The organism is Fischerella major NIES-592 (assembly GCF_001904645.1).
Classification (GTDB): domain Bacteria; phylum Cyanobacteriota; class Cyanobacteriia; order Cyanobacteriales; family Nostocaceae; genus Fischerella; species Fischerella thermalis.
In genome coordinates this window covers 51790-74226 of sequence record NZ_MRCA01000017.1, presented here as the reverse complement: position 1 = coordinate 74226, position 22437 = coordinate 51790, and the positions used below count along the sequence as shown (strand labels likewise).

Sequence of the window (22437 nt, the reverse complement as noted above, 5' to 3'; positions counted from 1 at the left end):
TTCCAGTCAGTTAACTTTCACACCAAATGTAACTGACTGACGACAAAACTGATTGCATGATGGGTAAGAGGAAGACTATCAACTACCATACCCAGACACAATAGCATCATGTAAGAAATGGAATAGAGAAATAATCCTCTTGCTAAATTTCGATCGCCTGGATCACGCAACAATTGCCAAGCTTTGTAAATGAATACTCCGCCTAAATATAGCGCGATCGCACCATAAACAAATCCTGTTTGCTGCAAAGGGTAAACTAGTATGAATGTGGCTGCGACTGTGAGCAAGGTATACCACCAAATCTGTTGCACAGTTGCTGAATTGCCTGCGACTACTGGTAGCATAGGTACGCCTACTTTTGCGTAATCGTCCCGAATCATCAAGGCTAAAGCCCAGAAGTGGGGCGGTGTCCACAAAAAGACAATTGTAAATAATAACCATGCTGTCCAGCTGAGATTGCCAGTAACAGCAGCCCAACCTACCAGTGTGGGAATTGCTCCTGCTGCTCCACCAATAACGATATTGAGGGTGCTGTGACGCTTTAGCCAATGAGTATAAATTAACACATAAAAAACTATGCCAGCCATTGCTAGCAAGGCAGCTAGCAAGTTGGCAAATACTGACAATAGGCTAAAGGAAATAACAGCAAGAGCGATCGCAAAAATCAGAGCATCACGCGACTGTATTCTACCAGAAGGGATGGGACGATGACGGGTACGCTCCATCTCATAATCTATATCCCGGTCATAAATACAGTTAATTGTCTGGGCGCTAGCAGCAGCTAAAGTGCCACCAGAGAGAGTGACTAACAATAGCATCGGGTCTACTTGTCCCTTTGCCGCGATCCACATACTGCCAGCTGTTGTAATTAAGAGTAACGGGATAATCCTGGGTTTGGTTAGCTGGTAGTAACTTTGCAGAACCTGTAAAAATGATTCATGCTGCTTCGAGACATTAGTCTCAATCATCTTGGCACTATTTCCTTAATCTTGAATAATTTGTATGCTGCCGCCATGAGTATCAGTCATCAGTGATCAGTGATCAAAAAGTGATAACTTTTGACTGAATTTAATTCGGAATTGGATTGGCAGTTTCAGTGTTAGATTCAGCATTAATACTGGGATTTGCTACCCAATCACGTAAACAAAGAACAGTGAACACCACCAAAATACCTAGCAATGTCGCTCCTATAGCTTGGTGAGATACTGTTAGTGGCTCAACTTGCAGATGTAACCTGAAAGTGGCAAATCCTACAATTAATTGTAAAATCAATAACCCACCAGCCATATTGGCTAGTTTGCGTAGGGCTGGGTGGAGTGCTGGTGTACGCCAAGTCATAAAAACAACTGTCAATATTGCCAGCGTCGGTGGAATCAAGCCGAAAATGTGGCTGTACATGACATCACAAAGTTGATAACCCGCAAAGCATTGGTGTAATGCCCAGCGAGAACCTACTAAAGCACCGAGGAGACTCTGCACATAAACCAAAATAGTGGCGGTTAAACCTACCCAAGGCAACTTACCAACAGTTCCGGTTGCTTGGTAGGGAGTGAGTGCAGTACCGATCGCCAGTAAAGTAGAGAAAAATACTAAAGCTGTTCCCAAGTGAGCGGTAACAATATCAAACCGCAACAGTTGCGTAACAGTAAGTCCACCTAACACGCCTTGGAAGATAATTAAAAACAGTGCAAATGTGGATGCCCAGGGTAGCCACTTGGGTAGACAGCGACGATTCCACCAAGATACACCCACAAGTGCGATCGCGCTGACTCCAATTAATGCTGCATCCAATCTATGAAACCATTCCAGAAAAACCTGGAAATTCATTTGCTTGGTTGGTACTAGTTCACCATAGCATAAAGGCCAGTCTGGACAAGCCAATCCTGCATTCATGACGCGGGTAGCGCTGCCTATCGCCATTAACATCAAGGTGGCTACACACATTCTCCACACCCAGCGCCGAATTCTATCCTTGGGATTTTGCTGTTCTACTGCCGCTAAATTTTGTTGTTCTAGGACAAATTCGCTCATGTAAAGATACCTTCTGTCCGCTTGATGTGAGCTATGAAATTTCCAAGATAGATCAGTACTGACCCATATCCACCCTAGCGTAATAAATTCTAGGTTAGATATTCAGATATCATCTATACTTTGAATCACCTTTACTAAAATCAGCCTAAGCTTTAGAGATTTTTCAGGTTTTTGGGTATTTATCGCTGACAATTTTGATAAAATCTAATTTTTTCTTAAATATTTATGTACTCCTTTTGGCAGTCAAGGAACTATAGCTGGTTCTTGCCTTACAGCGATAACAAGGTCTGATATCAATTTTGGATTTTAGATTTTGGATTTCACCAAAAGTTTGTAGACGCGCTCATAGGCTTCTGGCGCTCAAAGCTTTTCAAGACCGATTAAAAGCATTGATTACTAGGCATTCCAAAATTTGGAAACAAGAGTCCTTACGCCAATTTAGTCTTGCTCAAGAAGTAAATTCACACAAATGTTTGCCCACGCATAATTTTCATAAATCTGCTATGTATAGGATTCCTATTTGATTTTTGAAAAAAATCAGTACACCTCTAACTTCCTTGTTGTCTGTTGTAAGAGTGTCTGTTGCCTCCTTACACCAGTATGTTCAGTAATTGATAGAGTTAGCCATTTTTGGCTAAAAATTTTGACCACAGGCGGTCATAAACACAGAACATGCAATATTTTTCTGTGGTCGCTAAAGTAGAAGTCGCAGACTAACTGAAGATTGGATAGTCAATCAAAAAAAATCATAAAATTTTACGCTGTTACTCTCCATGTCTTTTAGGGTGAACTACCGTAGTAAGTGGTGAGCAGTTCTGTCCAAGTAGTAAAGTCATTAACCCTATTAACCGTGAAAATTCCAAGTTCAATCTGGACATTACTTATCGGCATTGTGCTGACACTGGTCAGCCTCTGGTATGGCCAAAATCATGGCTTGTTGCCTACCCAGGCTTCCGATGAAGCTGTTTTAGTGGATGGTCTGTTCAATGCAATGATGACCGTATCCACAGGTATATTTTTAATTGTTGAAGGCGTTTTAATCTACACCGCCTTTAAATATCGCCGACGTGCAGGTGATGATGCAGATGGTCAGCCAGTGCATGGTAATGTGCCACTAGAAATTCTCTGGACAGCGATCCCCGCGATTATTGTCATCGGTATCTCTGTCTACAGTTTCGATGTCTACAATGAAATGGGTGGCTTTGATCCCCATGCCATTCATGATGCACCCAGAACACCCCAAGCTATGAAAATGCCAGGGGCAGCGATCGCAGCAACTTTGACCGATACACCTCCTAGTGATCAACCCAACCTCAATCAGCAAAAATCTGATGAGGCCATGCAAGATCCAGCCACAGCAGCAGTTCACAATGCTGATCAAATTCCTCAAAAGCAGGACGCCCCGGGTGTCGGCAGTGTTGCTCCTACCATTGGTGCTAGTCGGGAAAATCAAGGCACACCACCCGAACTGGTGATTAATGTCACAGGTTTACAGTATGCCTTTATTTTCACCTACCCAGACACAGGTATTACCTCTGGTGAATTGCACGTTCCCATCGGACGGGAAGTGAAACTAAATATGTCCGCAAATGATGTCATCCATGCTTTCTGGGTTCCAGAATTCCGCCTTAAGCAAGATGTCATCCCCGGTCGGCAAACAGAGGTTCGGTTTACACCCAAAACAGAGGGTACTTATGCTGTAGTTTGTGCGGAACTGTGTGGGCCTTACCACGGTGCGATGAGAACACAGGTAGTAGTAGAAAAACCAGAAGCCTTTGAGAAGTGGGTACAAGAACAGCAGGTTGCCAGTGCTGAAACTCTCAATCAGGCGGTTGCTGTGAACCCTGCGGAACTATCCCCAGCACAATATCTTGCCCCATACACGCAAGAAATGGGAATTCAGCCAGAAATGTTACATCAATTGCACAAAGTTAAAAGTTAGTGGTTAGTGGTTAGTAGTTAGTGGTGAACAACCAACAACCAACGACCCTTCGGGTTCGCCAGTCCCCCTACCCTGACGGGAAGCCGCTGCGCGTCTACGTGACGGAGACCGCCTTTTTGGGGGGCTGGACTCACCAACAACCAACAAACAACAATTCTTATGACACAAGCACAAATACAAGAAACAGCTAATATCCCTGCTCAGGCTGAGGAACCAGGGATCAGAAAATGGTGGGAATACTTTACCTTTAACACTGACCACAAAGTCATTGGTATTCAATACCTAGTCACCACCTTCATCTTCTATTGTATTGGTGGGGTGATGGCTGATTTGGTACGTACCGAACTCCGAACCCCAGAAGTAGATTTTGTGACTCCCGAAGTCTACAACAGCTTGTTTACGCTGCACGCCACAATTATGATTTTCCTGTGGATTGTGCCTGCGGGTGCGGGTTTTGCTAACTATGTCATGCCCTTGATGATTGGGGCAAAAGATATGGCATTCCCTCGCCTCAATGCCCTAGCTTTTTGGATCATTCCCCCAGCCGGTTTGATGCTAATTGCCAGTTTAGCTGTAGGCGATGCCCCGGATGCAGGTTGGACTTCTTATCCTCCCTTGAGTTTGGTGACAGGCCAGGTCGGTGAGGGAATCTGGATTATGAGTATCCTGCTGTTGGGTACATCCTCTATTTTGGGGGCGATTAATTTCCTCGTTACCCTCCTGAAAATGCGTACCCCTGGCATGGGATTCCATCAAATGCCCCTATTCTGCTGGGCAATGTTAGCGACTTCAGCGTTGGTGTTGTTGTCGACACCTGTGCTAGCAGCAGGGCTAATTCTGCTGGCCTTCGACTTATTTGTAGGCACAACATTTTTTAATCCGACAGGTGGTGGTGATCCAGTTGTTTACCAACACATGTTCTGGTTCTACTCCCACCCTGCGGTTTACATCATGATTTTGCCCTTCTTTGGGGTGATTTCAGAAGTGATCCCCGTTCACTCTCGTAAACCCATTTTTGGTTATAAAGCGATCGCCTATTCTTCTTTGGCAATTAGCTTTCTGGGTTTAATTGTGTGGGCGCACCACATGTTCACCAGTGGTATCCCCGGTTGGTTACGGATGTTTTTCATGATCACGACGATGATCATTGCCGTGCCTACTGGTATCAAAATTTTTAGTTGGTTAGCAACTATGTGGGGTGGCAAAATCCGCCTCAACACCGCCATGCTATTTGCAATAGGCTTTGTGGGTACTTTCGTAATTGGCGGTATCAGTGGCGTCATGTTAGCATCTGTGCCTTTTGATATCCACGTCCACGACACCTATTTCGTAGTTGCCCACCTGCATTACGTCCTGTTCGGTGGTAGTGTTTTGGGTATCTATGCCGCTTTCTACCACTGGTTCCCAAAAATGACGGGACGAATGGTCAACGAATTTTGGGGTAAAATTCATTTTGCCTTGACAATTGTTGGTCTGAATATGACCTTCTTGCCCATGCACAAGCTGGGAATGATGGGGATGAACCGTCGTATTGCCCAGTATGATCCCAAGTTTGCTTTGCTCAACGAAATTTGTACCTACGGTTCTTACATACTGGCAGTTTCCACATTGCCTTTTATTGTCAATGTGATTTGGAGTTGGATGTATGGGCCCAAGGCTGGGAACAATCCTTGGAACGCCCTAACTCTGGAGTGGATGACCACTTCACCACCAGCATTTGAAAATTTTGACAAACCACCTGTACTAGCTACTGGCCCTTACGATTACGGCTTGGAAAGGGCTGAAGAAGGTGTACCTTTATCTAGTTCCGATCCAACTTTATCTGCTGGCCCTAATTCCGTCTTACGTGCCGAGCCTGACGAACCTTATCCATCTATCGCTGCTGAAAAAGGCGAACGTTAAATAATGTGAATTATGAATGATGAATGCTGAATTCATTGTTCATAATTCACAATTCACAATTCATAATTTCAAAAAGATTCATGAGTCAAACTATTGACCCAGCAAAAACAGCCCTAAATTATCACCACACAGCAGAAGCTGCTCACCACGAAGAACATCATGACTATCGTCTGTTTGGACTAATTGTGTTTCTGATTGCCGAAGGGATGATTTTTATGGGTTTGTTCGGAGCCTACCTAGCTTTCCGTTCGACATTGCCGGTTTGGCCGCCGGAAGGTACTCCAGAATTAGAGTTATTACTTCCTGGAGTCAACACCATTAACCTAATTGCCAGTAGTTTTGTGATTCACAATGCCGATACCGCCATCAAAAAGAATGATGTGCGGGGTATGCAAATGTGGTTTGCCATCACTGCTGTGATGGGGATCATTTTCTTGGCGGGACAGATGTATGAATACTTCCACCTGGAATTTGGTCTGACTACTAATTTATTTGCCAGTGCATTTTACGTTTTAACTGGTTTCCACGGACTGCACGTGACGATTGGTGTTTTAGCAATCTTAGCGGTGCTGTGGCGATCGCGCAAAAAGGGCCACTACAGTAGTGAAAAGCACTTTGGCATTGAAGCTGCTGAAATTTATTGGCACTTTGTAGACGTGATTTGGATCATCCTATTCGGATTATTGTATATACTGTGAGTATTACTTTTTACTCCACTCTCTGATGACACAACCCCCAATAGGGGTTTTTTTTATTTGATGAAAATTAAAAATTTCATTAAACAAAAATCAGGAGTTACGCAAAAAATGCTACTCCTGAGTTTTGCCTTCTAACTTTATCGTCAAAATAACAATATTTTCAGTAGCATCTTTACCTAGCTTGTCACGAAATTAGAACGCCAAGAATTTGTTACCACTTCAGTACTCTTTGTACGTCCATCTGGGGATGTGTAATCCTTTCTCGTTGTAGTGGTACCAGAATTTTGATTACTATCATCTCCACCTTCTTCACCGAGAGCTAAAGTAGTGAATACATCTTGAACTCTCAGAGAAACAAGTTCAGGGGGGAGAAAATAGTTATATCCACCTGTAACTTTTTCGCTTTGATCATAGCTCAGTTCTTCAAAGCACAAACCAAGTTTTTCTAACTCAGAGATGTCTAAATCAAAAGGATGACGCATAACATACTCCTAGAAATTTTCAAGACAAAAGTCAAAATTTGACCTTTGACTTTACGTAAGCTGTTGAATTTCCCCTGGTTTCAAGAAAGCTAGGGAATCCAAAAATTAACCAAACCGAATAGGGGTAAAAATTTAGAATTTAATTTCTACCCCTAACTAAAATTTAATGGTAGTGTCTGTGTATTTCCAGATCAATTGCGTAATTTAATTTACCTAAACGTGAAGGGAAAATTTCATTTTTCAGCAAAGCCCCACTTCATATTCTACATCCGCTCCAATACCTGAATTCCTAACAAAGACAGTCCTAACTTCAACGTTCTAGCTGTTAAATAACACAGTGCTAAACGTGATGTTCTGATTGGTTCCTCTGATTTGAGAACAGGACAGTTTTCGTAGAACTTGTTAAATTTATCGCTGAGTTGATACAAGTATTCACATAACCGATTCGGCAATAAATCTTGCTCAACATCACTAATAATTTCATCCAGTTGTAACAAATGCTTTGCTAAAGTTAATTCTGTGTCTTTTTGTAACAGAATTTTGGCATCTGTACCTAACTTTTCAAAATCAACATTCCCTTCTCGGCTTATTCCTTGGGTACGGACATAAGCATAAAGCATGTAGGGTGCGGTATTACCTTTGAGGGAGAGCATTTTGTCATAGCTAAAAACGTAGTTGCTGGTGCGGTTTTGACTCAAATCTGCATACTTCACCGCACTGATCCCAACTACTTTGGCAACGTTAGCTTTGAACTGTTCTGTTTCTTGTCGTCCCTCTTGTATTAATCTATTTTCTAGATCTGCACGGGCTCGAGCGATCGCTTCATCTAGTAAATCCCGTAACCGTACCGTATCTCCAGAACGGGTTTTGAATTTCTTCCCATCTTCACCCAGCACCAAACCGAAGGGAACGTGAACAAGTTCCACATCATCGGGAACCCACCCCGCCTTGTAGGCTACTTGAAACACTTGGGCAAAATGGTTTGCTTGTCCAGCATCTGTAACATAAATTATGCGTTTGGCATGATCTTCTTGAATCCGGTAGCGAATAGCAGCTAAATCTGTGGTTGCGTAGTTGTAACCACCATCAGATTTTTGCACAATCAAAGGCAGTGGTTCACCTTCTTTATTAGTAAATCCTTCCAAGAAAACGCATTTTGCCCCTTGATCTTCTACCAGCAAACCAGTCTGTTCTAAATCTTCTACAACTTTTGGTAGGAAGGGATTGTAAAAAGACTCGCCCCGTTCTTGTACCTTAATATCTAACAAGTCGTAAATGACTTGAAACTCTGTCCTTGACTGTTCACACAATAATTTCCAAGCATGAATTGTATCTGCTGCGCCTGCTTGTAATCTGACGACTTCTTGGCGTGCTTGTTCTTGGAAAGCTTCGTCTTCATCAAACCGCTTTTTAGCTTGCTTATAAAAGGTAACTAAATCACCAATATCTAATGCATTAGCAGTTGTAAGGGCTTCTGGGTAAACTTCCCGCAGATATGTAATTAACATTCCAAACTGCGTTCCCCAATCACCAACATGATTTAACCGCAGCACGTCATGACCCCGAAATTCTAAAATTCGGGCAATACTATCTCCAATAATTGTAGAACGCAGGTGTCCAACGTGCATTTCTTTGGCAATATTGGGACTAGAAAAATCCACAATTTCCCGCTTTGGCGTTTTCGCTTTAGCAACTCCCAATCTGGAATCTGCTTGCATTGCCACCAGTTGTGCTTCTAAGTATTCTGTCGTCAGTTTGAGATTGATAAAACCAGGCCCAGCAACTTCCGGTGGTTTGCAAATATCAGATACATCCAATTGATCAACTATAGCTTGAGCGATCGCCCTTGGCTGTTGTCCTAAACGTTTTGCTAAAGATAAAGCTACATTCGCCTGATAATCACCAAATTTAGGATTGCTGGCTGCAACCAACACCGGATCTACTCCGGCGAACTCCGCACCGAAAGCTGTCACCAAAGCTTGCTGTAATTTTTCTTTTAATAGTTCTTGTGTAGCGTTCATATATATTGTTGGGAAGCAGGCAGTAACTAATTAAGATATCTTTCACGACCTGATTATTCTAGCTTTAAAATGCGATCGCATAATCTAAGTACTACTTTGCGTAAAGTTGTAGCTTTTTTAAACGCAGAGGGACGCAAAGTTAGCGCAGAGGAACGCAGAGTTTTTCTTATATTTTACTCTTTGGTGAGCAAATCGCGGTATCTTCTTGGCGTCATGGCGGTTGATTCTTCATCTCTACTTTTAAACCTTATCCTGAAACAGTAGAAATTTTGGCAAATAATAAATTAAGTTGAATTATTGAGAGTAACCAAATTTCTTTTGGCAAATATGACTCATCCCTTTTTAGAACGTTTGCACAGTCCCCAACGCCCGGTTATTGTCTTCGACGGTGCGATGGGAACTAACTTGCAAAGGCAAAATCTCGTCGCTGAAGATTTCGGTGGTGCTGAATATGAAGGTTGCAACGAATACCTAGTTCATACCAAACCTGAGGCTGTGGCTAAGGTTCACCGCGATTTTCTGGCTGCAGGTGCAGATGTGATCGAAACTGATACTTTTGGCGGTACATCTATAGTATTGGCAGAATACGATCTCGCTGACAAAGCATATTACCTCAACAAAACTGCCGCCGAATTGGCAAAGCGCGTCGCCGCAGAATTCTCTACTTCAGAAAAACCCCGGTTTGTGGCTGGTTCAATGGGGCCGACAACCAAATTGCCAACTCTGGGACACATTGATTTTGACACAATGAAAGATGCTTTCGCCCAACAAGCAGAGGCGTTGTGGGATGGGGGTGTCGATTTATTTATTGTCGAGACTTGTCAGGATGTGTTGCAAATCAAAGCGGCGTTGAATGGTATTGAAGAAGTCTTTGCCAAAAAAGGCGATCGCCGTCCTCTCATGGTTTCTGTGACAATGGAAACAATGGGGACGATGTTAGTTGGTACGGAAATTAATGCTGTACTAACTATTTTGGAGCCTTATCCAATAGACATTCTGGGCCTGAACTGTGCTACTGGCCCAGACCTGATGAAGCCACACATTAAGTATCTTTCGGAACATTCACCTTTCGTAGTTTCTTGTATTCCCAACGCCGGTTTACCAGAAAACGTTGGTGGAAAAGCACACTATCGCTTGACACCAATGGAATTGCGCATGTCATTGATGCATTTTGTTGAAGACTTGGGTGTCCAAGTAATTGGGGGTTGCTGTGGGACACGTCCAGAACACATTCAACAATTAGCAGAAATTGCCAAAGAACTCAAGCCGAAAGTTAGAGAACCAAAGCTAGAACCAGCCGCAGCCTCTATTTACAGTATTCAGCCTTACGAACAAGACAATTCTTTCTTAATTATTGGTGAACGCATCAACGCCAGTGGTTCTAAAAAATGCCGCGAATTGCTGAATGCGGAAGATTGGGATGGACTGGTATCGATGGCGAGGGCGCAAGTCAAAGAAGGCGCACACATTCTGGATATCAACGTCGATTATGTCGGACGTGATGGTGTGCGCGATATGCACGAATTGGTTTCGCGCATTGTCAACAATGTGACACTTCCCTTGATGCTCGACTCCACGGAATGGGAAAAGATGGAAGCAGGTTTAAAAGTAGCAGGTGGTAAGTGTTTGTTGAACTCCACCAACTACGAAGATGGTGAACCGCGTTTCTTGAAAGTGTTGGAGTTAGCGAAAAAGTACGGTGCTGGTGTAGTTATTGGTACTATCGATGAAGAGGGGATGGCACGGACTGCTGACAAGAAATTCCAAATTGCTCAGCGCGCCTATCGTCAAGCCTTAGAATACGGTATCCCTGCCCAGGAGATATTTTTTGATACTTTAGCTTTACCAATTTCTACGGGCATTGAAGAAGACCGAGAAAATGCCAAAGCTACTATCGAAGCCATCCGTCGCATCCGCCAGGAATTGCCTGGTTGTCATGTAGTTTTGGGTGTGTCTAATATTTCCTTTGGTCTGAGTCCAGCAGCTAGGATAGTACTGAACTCGATGTTCTTACACGAAGCTATGGCAGCGGGTATGGATGCGGCGATTGTTAGTGCTAACAAAATTTTACCACTTGCAAAAATTGAGGAGAAGTATCAACAAGTCTGTCGCCAGCTAATTTACGATGAGCGCAAATTTGAGGGTGATGTCTGCGTTTATGATCCTTTGGCGGAATTAACCAAGATGTTTGAAGGGGTGACAACAAAACGCGACAAAGGTGTTGATGAAAGTCTCCCGATTGAAGAACGTCTTAAGCGTCACATCATTGATGGTGAACGCATTGGTTTGGATATAGCACTCGCCGAAGCGTTAAAGAAATATCCGGCTTTGGATATTATTAACATTTTCTTGCTAGATGGGATGAAAGTGGTAGGTGAGTTGTTCGGTTCTGGACAAATGCAGCTACCTTTTGTGTTGCAGTCAGCCGAAACCATGAAGGCGGCGGTGGCGTATCTTGAACCGTTCATGGAAAAATCAGCAGCTGGCGATAATGCTAAGGGTACATTTATTATTGCCACAGTTAAGGGTGATGTTCACGATATTGGTAAAAACCTGGTAGATATTATTCTCTCCAACAACGGTTACAGGGTTATTAACCTGGGAATTAAGCAGTCGGTGGAAAGCATTATCGAAGCATACGAGAAGCACAAGGCTGATTGTATTGCAATGAGTGGGTTGCTGGTGAAGTCCACTGCCTTCATGAAGGAAAATTTGGAGGTATTTAATGAGAAGGGAATTACTGTTCCTGTGATTTTGGGGGGTGCGGCGCTGACTCCTAAGTTTGTTTATGAAGATTGCCAGAATACTTATAAAGGTAAGGTGGTATATGGCAAGGATGCATTTTCAGATTTGCACTTTATGGACAAGTTAATGCCAGCGAAAGCGGCTGGTAAGTGGGATGATTTGCAAGGATTCTTGGATGAGTTTGCCGAAGCACCCCAAAATGGACATAAGGAACCTGTGGTAAGAGAAGAAGTTGAAGTAAAAGCAGCTGTTGAAGCAACAGAAGTGGATACCAGGCGTTCAGAAGCGGTGGCGGTAGATATCCCACGTCCCACGCCGCCTTTCTGGGGAACTCGGTTGTTGCAGCCGAGTGATATAAGTTGGGCAGAGGTTTTCTGGTATTTGGATTTGCAAGCTTTGATTGCGGGACAGTGGCAGTTTCGCAAGCCGAAGGAGCAATCTAAGGAGGAATATCAGGCTTTTTTGGATGAGAAGGTGTATCCGATTTTGGAGAAGTGGAAGCAGCGGATTGTTGCAGAGAATTTGTTGCAGCCGCAGGTGATATATGGGTATTTTCCTTGTCAGGCTCAGGGGAATACGCTGTATGTTTATAACCGCGAAGACGCGAAGGACGCGAAGGAAATAGCAAGGTTTGAGTTTCCTCGACAGAAGTCGTTGAGGAGGCTGTGTATTGCTGATTTCTTTGCGCCGAAGGATTCGGGGGTGATTGATGTGTTCCCGATGCAGGCGGTGACGGTGGGTGAAGTGGCGACTGTGTACGCGCAGAAGTTGTTTGCGGATAATCAGTATACTGATTATTTGTATTTCCACGGTTTAGCGGTGCAGATGGCGGAGGCTTTGGCTGAGTGGACTCATGCACGGATTCGCCGGGAGTTGGGTTTTGCTGCTGAGGAACCGGATAATATTCGGGATGTGTTGGCACAGAGGTATCGAGGATCAAGGTACAGTTTTGGCTATCCAGCGTGTCCGAATATCCAGGATCAGTACAAGCAGTTGGAGTTGTTGGGGGCTAAGCGGATTAATTTGTATATGGATGAGAGTGAGCAGTTGTATCCGGAGCAGTCGACGACGGCGATTATTTGTTACCATCCGGTAGCTAAGTATTTTAGTGCGTAGTACCTCACCCCCAGCCCCTCTCCTTAGTAAGGAGAGGGGTGCCCGATAGGGCGGGGTGAGGTAATTTTACGGATGCTACAGTAAAATTTATGTGACTAGGCTGGTATGTAATATCAGCTTAGTTATTTAAAATGACCAAACTATATAACAAATCCTCTGAAAAGGAAAAACGGCGACAGATACGCCGAAATATAGCAAAAGCTGAAAAAATTCTTTGGGAGAAAGTAAAAGATAGACAAATTGAAGATTGTAAGTTTCGTAGGCAATATAGTGTGGCTGAGTTCGTTATAGATTTTTACAGTCCTGAATTGAAGTTAGCTATAGAAATTGACGGTGATAGTCATTTTAAAAATGGTGCTGCTGAATATGACAAGGAAAGACAAGTGTTTATTGAATCAACAGGAATTAGATTTATCAGATTTACCAATGATGATGTGTATAATAATTTATCTGGTGTTTTAGAATATATTGCTCAAAATATACGTGATTTAAGGAGATAGCTTTTCACATCTTCACCTCACCCCAACCCTCTCCTTACTAAGGAGAGGGCGCCGTAAGGCGGGTGAGGTTTTTGATTATAGGTAATTAAGCAGACTTGATGTTAGATGTAGCTGTAATCCGCCTTACTAAAGTTTGTCGAGCAAAGTTAGCACATACTCGTTGCCAAGGAATTGCAACTTGCTCTTCAATAAAATTGAAAAATATTCACATTTCTTTGCACTTTAGCAAATACAGCAGACTGCAAGCTAGTTTCAACAATTGAAGACTCTGTTCAAAAATTTTTGGAAAGTTTCCGGAATAGACTGCCATGGTTTAGTAGATAGTTATAGAGCGGTAAAGCAATTTCGCTCAGCTATATCTCAAGAGTTATACCTAATCCTCTAACTTGAACCAACTATCTTAAAATTCCCTCAGCCATAGCTTCTTTCCAACATATGGAGAGAAGCTATGTTATTTAATATATTGACAAAAATGATACAACTTGGAGATACTGTTTGTTAGAAACGGTAATATAGTATTTATTATGACTTTTAATACAATAAAATTACCTAAAATAACTTGGGTCAAGTATCTTAATTATTAAAGTTGCCAGTGTGAACATTAAAGAATATTTTGAATTTTTTCATTAAAAGCATATGTATAAGAGATTATTTATTGCCTTGATTTTGAGTGCGATCGCATTTTTATCAGTTCTAGTCATCCCTAGCTTAGCTACACCAACTGAAGCGATCGCGCAAAAGCCAGCAATTGACTGCTCGAAAGCCACTGCGACACCAGAACTGAGATATTGTTCCCAAAAATCGTACGCAGCCGCAGACAAAAAGCTCAATCAAGTTTATCAAAAAGTTCTTGCAATCACTAAAACAGAGCCAAAGCAACGACTTATTAAAGGACAACAAGCATGGATTGTATTTCGTGACAACACCTGTGATTTTGAAGTTTATGAATCTCGGGATGGGACAGGTTATGAAATCTTTCGCAATCAATGTTTGGAACGACTGACTAAACAACGCACAAAAGATTTAGAAAATTATTTGCAACTTAGAACTCAAGAAGGCTTTTGTACAGGTTGAATATCTGACAAAGATTACATGTCGCCTTTATGTAATTCGGCAAAACGGACGCTGGAAAATAAATCGCCGTATGCTTAAACTTATTACTTTCCTGAACCTTACCTCCCCACAGAACTAGAATAAGGAAGGGGAATAAGCAGAACAAGAAAGCTATTTTTCGGGAATGCGGCATGGGAAAATCATCAGTATCTTCATTACCCATTAGCAATCCCGACGCGTAGCATAAGTGTTTAAGCGGACATTACTAATTGAAGTAAAGACTATTGATAACATCAAAATCTGTGGTCAATTATTGCGAAAAATTACTGCAAGTCACATTTGATAAAACAGAGGTTTTTGCTGAGAAAAGTGATGCTACTTTAAAAAGTAGGCACAGATAAGTTAAAAACTTCAACCACAGCTTCTAGATTAGAGCTTGTGCCTCCGCCTCTAGTCTAATCGCAACAATTCAAAAGTCCTCGCATCCTTTGAATGTGTTTTCGCCTTGAGTTCGTTTAGTTGTTTTGGAGGTTTTTGAACGCACAGCCAAGAATGCCTGCCTAGCTGGAATTGATAGAGGATGCCCTAGACTGAAGAATGTTTAGTTGCGAGTTCCGTCCACTTTAGTTGAGTTATTTTATCTGAATTTCGACTCGTATAAATTTATCAAGACGTTTATAAACTACCGCTAGTTAGTGACGTTGCTCGGTCATAGCTAACGGTAGTTTAGTTTTGGCTAATTTTCTAGAGTAATAACTGTTACTTCTGGTGGGCAAAATAAACGTCCTGGAGGGTAAGTTCCTAAGCCACGGTTGACGTATAACTGATTTTTTCCCACTCTATGAAATCCTTGCGCCCATTCCCAATGTCGCATGACTTTCGCTGGATTACCTCGTAAAAATGGTATCCATCGCCTTATTTTTCTGGGTATTTTGCAAATAAGTTTTTTATAGTAAATTACTACTGGCCCAATACCTGGTAATATGATCTGACCACCGTGACTATGACCAGATAGTTGTAAATCTACTCGCCATTTTTGTAGAATTTCGGCAGTGTCTGGATTATGAGACAAAACAATGCAAGGTTTTGTGGAATCTAATTGGTTCATCACGGATGTAGGATCAAATTCCCGTGACCAAAACTCAGCAAGTCCTACTAAAGGTAGTTCTTCCCCCAAAGGATAAGCAATTTCATTCCAAAGGACTTTGATTCCAATACCCGTTAATACTTTTGTTACTTCTGTTTTTGAATCATGGGTATGATAGCGTAGATCATGATTGCCGAGTACAGCGTAAATCCCAAGGCGACTTTGTAAGTTTTTAAGTCGCAATGCTAGCTGGTGAATAGGAGTTGGTTCGTCTGTGATATAGTCACCAGTTAGTACAACTAAATCTGGTTCTGCTTCATTACTAATGGCGATCGCTTTTTCTAACATCTGTTCTGATAGTCGTAGACCATCATAATGTAAATCTGACATTTGCACCAGCTTCGTACCCTTTAATGATGCTGGTAAATCTGCTATATTGACCGTTAATTGTTCTACACTCAAAGGGCCAGATAATAACCAGTGCATCTTGCTGAAACTACTCCTAAGATGAGCGACTTCAGCTTAACAAATATTCATATTTTTGGTCTGACCCAGCTGATTAACTTCTTAAAAAATTTATATAAATCAATTTCTCTATAGTTTTTTGCTAAGGAAATACTAAATAAGGAATTAAGTAGCCCAATATAAATATTTCTCGTTGGTTTAAGCCATTGCGGATTTCTTCGGTATACTATCTTCCTAAATCACTGTGTAAAATTGCCACTTTTTTTATAACCAGAATCATCTATTATTACCTCTTATCCTCTACTAATTCTGGTCTAAATACACTTGTTTATGATCTTCAAAAGACGTTCCTTAATCTTTGAATCAGATCAACTCGCCATCACCTGTGAGGGTGTATAACGCCATAACTGATGCAAACGATTTGCTGGCATAGTCAGGTATAAAATATCACCTGCACTGAGATTGATTTCCAGTAAATCCCAGCCGTGAATTTCCTGGTTATTTGTCTCCACATACAACGGCACAAAATCCGCGTCCATGGCTGCATCTTTCACCCGTTGTCCACAAAAAGGATGGGAAGGTGTAATTAATGTTGCAAAAGCTACCCAAAGGCTATCGGCGGTGATCCCATTGCCAAGGATGCGTCCACCTAAAGCGGCGGCGGCGAAGGCTGGCGCAGCAAGTTCGGCGGGACTTAAAACAGCCTCAAAATCAAACACCTGTTGTGCCATGCGGGCAAAATCTGGATCGGCGTAATGGACAATCACTGGTACTTTAGGTGTGATGGCTTTGGCTTTGAGAGCAATTTCCATGTTTGTGGCATCATCGTTAGTGACAGCAATCAGTGCAGATGCATTCTCTAAATTACTGACTTTGAGAATTTCGGCAAAGCTACCATCACCGTGAATGACGGGAATACCCAATCCCCGGGCTGTGTTGACAAATCGGTTATTGGTATCACGTTCAATGACGATGACTTCATGGCCACTGCTGTGGAGTTGCTGAACAATTTTAATCCCAATTCCTCCTAAGCCACAGACAATATAATGATGGCGATGGGGAATCCGCGCTGCATCTAAAAATTGTTTGAAGCGACTACCTAAAACAAAATCGTTAAGTAGGGCATAGAAAAGACCTATGACCGCAGCTCCTACCAGCATCATCAATACGGTAAATAATCTCACACTCGTGGGAGCTTTTTCAACAACTTGATCATTACCACCTGCCCCCGTAATCATACCCACAGCAAAGTAAAGAGCATCAATAATAGAAACACTTCTTTCAGTGGAAGTGTAGATAAGTGTAGCGATCGCAATAATCACCAGCAACACTATAGACATGACTACCACTGCTTGAGCATGTTGCTGAAATTGGCGTAGACTGGTAAACACTTTCAGCAGTTTGGCAATCATTGATCTGCGAATACAACGCATCCGGGGTTGAGTTCCCACAATTAAGCGATCGCCTACTTTTAATTTATGCCCTGTGACTACAGCAGAGACTAAATCCACCTCACCTTCTGCTGGCATGTAGTAAATCAGCATCCGTGTCTGATCGTTCCACAACTCACTGAGTTTGCGATCGCGCCACGGATGATGTTCATCTATATACTCTTCGTGAATCGGCCAAGTTTGTTGAAACAGCTTGATTTGTCCAATTGCTTGGCTACCCAATGCAGCAAAAGTAAATACAGGCGCTGCCAATCCCGCAACACTCATAGTCAAATGTTCTGGAACCGCGTGATCCAGCCTTTCTCCCAAACTGGTGTTAAAAAAGCGGTTGATAATCCGAATTCGCGGATTAAGTACCCGCGCTTGCATCATAATTCGCAAATTGAGTGCATCGTCACCTCCAGCGATAACTAAGGTGTGCGCCTGCTGAATGCCAGCTGCTTTCAGGGTGCTAGCTGCGTGCAGATCGCCGACAATGACATCTCCTGCTCGTTCGCCTGGAACTGGTTTATGATGAATGCCAACGACTAACGCCCCTTGTTGTCTCAGCAAACGAAAAACTTTATATCCAGTGCGTCCTAAACCACAGACAATGATTCGAGGTTTCATGAATTAGCAGCATGATGTGCAGAAAAGCTGCATTAGTAAAATGAAATATTATTTAAATTTTTGCCTGATTCTCAAGAATGGAACTGTAGCTGACAACACGATCACACAAAAACGCTAATTCCCAAGCACCAACAAATAACCTATCTGTGTTCATCTGTGTACATCGGTGTTCGATAAAAAAACGATATTTCTCACAACTCCAATCCCCATGACACATAATTAATTCTTACCATTACCGAGACACAATAATCTGCCACATACTTACTCCCAACGCGATCGCTGCTAAGTGTTGCCATAACATTACACGCAATGGTTGCCGAGCAATTTTTTGTGTAAGTACTATCGATAACAGTACTGAAAAAATCAGAGTTGTTCCCTGTAAAAAGGCTATTACAGCCGGATGTGCAACCACGAATGGCAACTGTCCACCATCCAAACCAAAAGTTGCAAAAAAGACTGGTAAAATTCGTCCTCCTTCACCCAAGCCTAAGCGCAGATAATGAGCTAAGTTACCTCCTAATACCAACGGTAAATAGCCATAGGCAAGTTCTGTAAATGAGCGCACCTTAATTCGGTTGGGGATTTTAACCGCAGAGGACGCAGAGGAGATATAGTTATTCAACCAGCAATAGATTTTAATCAACCCGTAGCCTAGGAAGGTGACGGCTGTTGGAATCAGCAAAGCTAGTAGGGAAAAGCCTAAGTGCGGGAAAAACTGATTTAAATCTATTTGCAATCCTAGCCAGGATTGCAACTCACTCAGGTGATGCAAATATACTCCACCCAAAAGTAAACACAACAAGGCGACTTCATATTGCCGAGGTACATGAGTTGTCCACAATTCAATCCCAGGGGGACGCAAATTAAACTCAACTGAACGATGGGGACAGGCTTTGAGACAAGTCATGCATAGTACACAATCTCTGTTTTCTTCTAGTTGGGCGGGGTGAGAGTATAAAGGACAACCGTTGGTTTCCATTCCTTCGCCTTTTTGTGGCCCGCCTTTGTAACATTGGTAGGTGGTGCAAGTAGCAGAACAAATACCCTGTTGGGCGCGGAGTTCTGTCATTGAGAGTTTGGCGAATAAACCATTCATCCCGCCGATGGGACAAAGATAGCGACACCAAAACCGCCTCTCAAAAATGGCAGAAAAAATCATCGCGCCAGCAGTAATTAGCAGAAGTAAACAGCCGGAGAGATAAGCAGTATTTTCCAACTGCCAAAGTTCTTCCCACAAGAAAATTAGGGTAAATAAGCCAAACAAAAACCAGCCGCCCCATTTTTCGGCTTCTTCTCGTGGCCAGCGCTTGAGTTGCTTAGGAAACAAGTGTGTTGAAATTTTCTGCGTAATTTCACCGTAAATCATGAACGGACAAACAGCACACCAAATCCGCCCCAGAAAGGGAAATAAGAAGAGAAAAACAGGCCACCACCAAGCCCAGAATAGATTTAAAGCAAAATTGCGATCGCGTGTTTGTGGCCCGATAAACAATACTGCAACGATGAACGCAAAAGCAGCAACGGTAAAGCCATAATTAATCCGATCTGGCCACCACGGACTGCGAAGAAACTTCCGCAAACGGGGATAAGCGTTCAAAAGATTTAGCCGAAATCGCTTTTTCTTAGTTTCTGCTGACCAGAAAATCTCTTCTGTTAGCTCCCTTGCTTCTCCTGCTTGCACAATTGCTCGTTCTACCAAGCTTTGTAACTCTTTTAAATTGCCAGGGAAGTCATAGGACTGCAAGCGACGTAGAGCTTCTGGTGTAACATGTGGTTTGGGAATACCTCTAGCACGAGTGTAGAGACTGATATAGTATTCAAGCTGGGCATTAATATCAGCTTTGCGTATCCGTAGGGGCGGGACTTTGATAATTCGGCCAACGCAACGTTCGATTTGCGGCTGAGCTTTTTCCGCAACTATCATAATGCGAGCGCGACTGGTGCGGGGTTCAGCGTCTGGTTCGCCGGAGCGAGTTACGGGAATATACGTATTATCTTGTAATAATTGTTTAATTTTTGGGAGTAATTCTGGAGGAGTTTCTTGGATATTGTTGAGGATGAGAGTACCTTCTCCCAACCACTCTAAAAGTCCGCTTTTGCCACCAGCACGCCCAAATAACTCTGCGCCACTAGTTTGTAGGATGCCACAGTTAACTTTGATAATTGGTTCGCGGCGATACTTGGAACCAAAATGAATTAAGGCTGCAACATTATCTTTTTCTAGCCCTGGTTCGCCGAAAATCAATACAGATGTGCGATCGCTTGCAGCTTCGCGAATTTGTTCTCGTAGACGCACGGCATAGCGACTCGTCCCTACAATACCACGCCGGGCTTTGGTAACTAAATATGGGCGTAATGCTAAAGAGCGTTCCTGTTCGTAGTTGAAAGCAGAGGTTAACTGTGCTACTTCTTGAGCCAGCATCCGGGAGACAACCTGAGCAATCTCCGGATATTTAGCAATTATTTCTTTAAATACTATCGCAGGTACAACCAAAAAATGACATTCTGTCACAGTATTGATTGTGCGTTGGGCTAACTCATCTAAAAGTATTTCTTGTAAATGAATGATCGATCCAGGCAGAAAACCAACAGTTAAACTCGGGTTATTTTTGTTACTGCTCTCACTTTCGAGCTTACCTTCCAAGAGAATATAAAGCGCCTCTGGAGCAGTCGCTTCAGTAGCTATTTTATGGTTCGCTGGGAAAACTTTTTCTTCGAGGACTTGCGCGATCGCACTCAAGGATTCAGGCCATAGAATTCCCAAAGCTGTGCGTTCTCGTAGCCAGATCACTATTTCTGGTGATGTCATGGTGGCTGTTCCCCTCTCAGCACTGCTGTATTACAAGCATTATCGATCTAAAAGAGGATCGGGGATTGGGGATCGGGGAATAAAATTGCCTCCTTGTCTCCCCTGTCTCCCTTGTCCTCCTTGTCCCTTTGCCTAAGAGGGGGTAAGCTAAGAAATACTAGCGAGTCCTAGATGTAATTGATTCTAAAGAGTTTCTCAGGATAGTATTGAACCAATTTCTGAAATTGCGTTCTCCAACTATTTTTTCGTAGACAGCTTCATAACCATCGACCATTTGAGCGACGCTAAATTTATTTTCTACGTGTTCTCGGCATTTTTGACGATTTAGTTCCAAAGCTTTGGGTATCATCGCCGCCATTTCTTCATAGCTTTGGCAGACATAACCAGTCTCGCCATGCGCTATTACCTCTGGTACAGAACCCATATTCATGGCAATTACTGGTGTACCAGTCGCCATAGACTCAGCCATCACCAAACCAAAAGGTTCACACCAAGTAATTGGGAACAGAGTAATCGCCGCATTTCCTAATAATTCAGCTTTTTGATCGTGATTGACTTCACCCAAAAATTCGATTTGCTTACCATCAATCTGGGGAGCAATTTCTTGTTCAAAGAATTTCTGATCGACAACATCCACCTTACCAGCCATCTTTAAGTGCCAACCTGTTTGTTTGGCGATCGCAATGGCGTGTTGCGGTCCCTTTTCTGGTGATAACCGTCCTAAAAATGCCAGATAGGGGGGATCTTGGGGTTGAGCAAAAAACGGAAACTTTTCAATGCTGATACCATTATAAACTGTGGCAACGTAGTTGATATTTAACAGTCGTTGTGCATCACTAATGCTGATGTATGGTTGCGTATGGTGTTGCCTAAATACTTTATTGTTGTCGCGGGTAAAGATACCATGCAGAGTATGCACCGTTGGTGTTGACACCATACTAGCCAAAGGCAGCGCCCAAGCCCCAACGTGGGAGTGAATAATATCAAACTCCGCAGCATGTTGATAAACTTTGCTAACATGCATGAGTTCGTACATTACGGGTTCTTTAATGCTTTTATCCAGGCGCAATGCACGTGGACTACCCGCTTCTAAACGAGCTAGAGTTTGGGAATCACCGGAAGCGAATAAAGTGACTTCGTGACCTCTGCGTACCAATTCATCGGTCAAACGACTCACGACTAATTCGGTTCCACCGTAGGTAATAGGCGGAACTTGTTCCCATAATGGAGCTATTTGTGCGATTTTCATAATATTTATAGTTCAGTTGTCAGAAGCCTTGTCACTGAGACTTCATCTTGAGATATCCAACGTAGATAAGTTCCCCTGATATCTGCAATTGACTTCACGTCGTTGGCTGCGAATTATGCAACTTTGGCGAACTGAACTGAAAACTCATCTCCAGTGAGTGTGTAGATGGATTTACATTTTTTACGGTAAAAGTAAAATCCCATGGCTGACATCTATCTAAAGATAGGTATTTATATCTATAGATAGGCATATTCATATGTTGAAATTGAGCTATCTG

14 protein-coding genes are annotated in these 22437 nt (G+C 42.7%); 6 read left to right on the top strand and 8 right to left on the bottom strand.

The annotated features are described in order from the left end of the window. Positions 1-17: 17 nt before the first annotated feature. Positions 18-968: a heme o synthase gene (locus NIES592_RS21375; protein ID WP_073556825.1), complete on the bottom strand. Its 951-nt coding sequence runs from the start codon at positions 966-968 to the stop codon at positions 18-20. 100 nt (positions 969-1068) lie between these two features. Then, positions 1069-2031 carry a COX15/CtaA family protein gene (locus NIES592_RS21370; RefSeq protein ID WP_073556824.1) on the bottom strand — a complete coding sequence of 321 codons (963 nt, stop codon included), beginning with the start codon at positions 2029-2031 and terminating at the stop codon, positions 1069-1071. A gap of 850 nt (positions 2032-2881) precedes the next feature. Between NIES592_RS21370 and NIES592_RS21365 the strand changes: the two genes are divergently transcribed. From NIES592_RS21365 to NIES592_RS21355, 3 genes are all read left to right on the top strand, one after another. Continuing rightward, the gene (locus NIES592_RS21365) at positions 2882-3973 is read left to right on the top strand and encodes a cytochrome c oxidase subunit II (protein ID WP_073556833.1); all 1092 of its coding nucleotides are present in this window, start codon (positions 2882-2884) and stop codon (positions 3971-3973) included. A 159-nt stretch (positions 3974-4132) separates the two neighbouring features. Then, on the top strand, positions 4133-5875 hold the full coding sequence (gene ctaD, locus NIES592_RS21360) for a cytochrome c oxidase subunit I (protein WP_073556823.1): 1743 nt from the start codon (positions 4133-4135) through the stop codon (positions 5873-5875). An 80-nt stretch (positions 5876-5955) separates the two neighbouring features. After that, a complete protein-coding gene (locus NIES592_RS21355; protein WP_009455050.1) occupies positions 5956-6573 on the top strand; it encodes a cytochrome c oxidase subunit 3 in 618 nt (205 codons plus the stop codon). A 176-nt stretch (positions 6574-6749) separates the two neighbouring features. Here NIES592_RS21355 and NIES592_RS21350 read toward each other — a convergent pair whose 3' ends face one another. Together NIES592_RS21350 and argS are read right to left on the bottom strand one after the other, a co-directional pair. Next, a complete protein-coding gene (locus NIES592_RS21350; RefSeq protein WP_009455048.1) occupies positions 6750-7055 on the bottom strand; it encodes a hypothetical protein in 306 nt (101 codons plus the stop codon). Between the two features lie 263 nt (positions 7056-7318). Next, positions 7319-9076, bottom strand: coding sequence for an arginine--tRNA ligase (argS, locus tag NIES592_RS21345; protein ID WP_073556822.1), 1758 nt, complete (start codon positions 9074-9076; stop codon positions 7319-7321). Between the two features lie 327 nt (positions 9077-9403). Here argS and metH point away from each other — a divergent pair, with 327 nt between their 5' ends. The 3 genes from metH (at position 9404) to NIES592_RS21330 (ending at position 14511) form a co-directional block, all read left to right on the top strand. Next, positions 9404-12937, top strand: a complete 3534-nt coding sequence (metH, locus tag NIES592_RS21340; protein ID WP_073556821.1) for a methionine synthase — start codon at positions 9404-9406, stop codon at positions 12935-12937. A 131-nt stretch (positions 12938-13068) separates the two neighbouring features. Then, on the top strand, positions 13069-13437 hold the full coding sequence (locus NIES592_RS21335) for an endonuclease domain-containing protein (RefSeq protein WP_073556820.1): 369 nt from the start codon (positions 13069-13071) through the stop codon (positions 13435-13437). A 636-nt stretch (positions 13438-14073) separates the two neighbouring features. Beyond that, positions 14074-14511 carry a lysozyme inhibitor LprI family protein gene (locus NIES592_RS21330; protein ID WP_073556819.1) on the top strand — a complete coding sequence of 146 codons (438 nt, stop codon included), beginning with the start codon at positions 14074-14076 and terminating at the stop codon, positions 14509-14511. Positions 14512-15226: 715 nt separating this feature from the next. Here NIES592_RS21330 and NIES592_RS21325 read toward each other — a convergent pair. The 4 genes from NIES592_RS21325 to NIES592_RS21310 form a co-directional block, all read right to left on the bottom strand. Next, positions 15227-16063, bottom strand: a complete 837-nt coding sequence (locus NIES592_RS21325; protein WP_062247118.1) for a metallophosphoesterase — start codon at positions 16061-16063, stop codon at positions 15227-15229. 347 nt (positions 16064-16410) lie between these two features. Further along, entirely contained in the window at positions 16411-18102 is a 1692-nt protein-coding gene (locus tag NIES592_RS21320; protein WP_062247119.1) for a potassium channel family protein, read from the bottom strand. Between the two features lie 232 nt (positions 18103-18334). Further along, entirely contained in the window at positions 18335-20911 is a 2577-nt protein-coding gene (locus tag NIES592_RS21315) for a sigma 54-interacting transcriptional regulator (protein ID WP_073556818.1), read from the bottom strand. Positions 20912-21068: 157 nt separating this feature from the next. After that, entirely contained in the window at positions 21069-22160 is a 1092-nt protein-coding gene (locus NIES592_RS21310) for a glycosyltransferase family 4 protein (RefSeq protein ID WP_073556817.1), read from the bottom strand. Positions 22161-22437 lie beyond the last annotated feature (277 nt).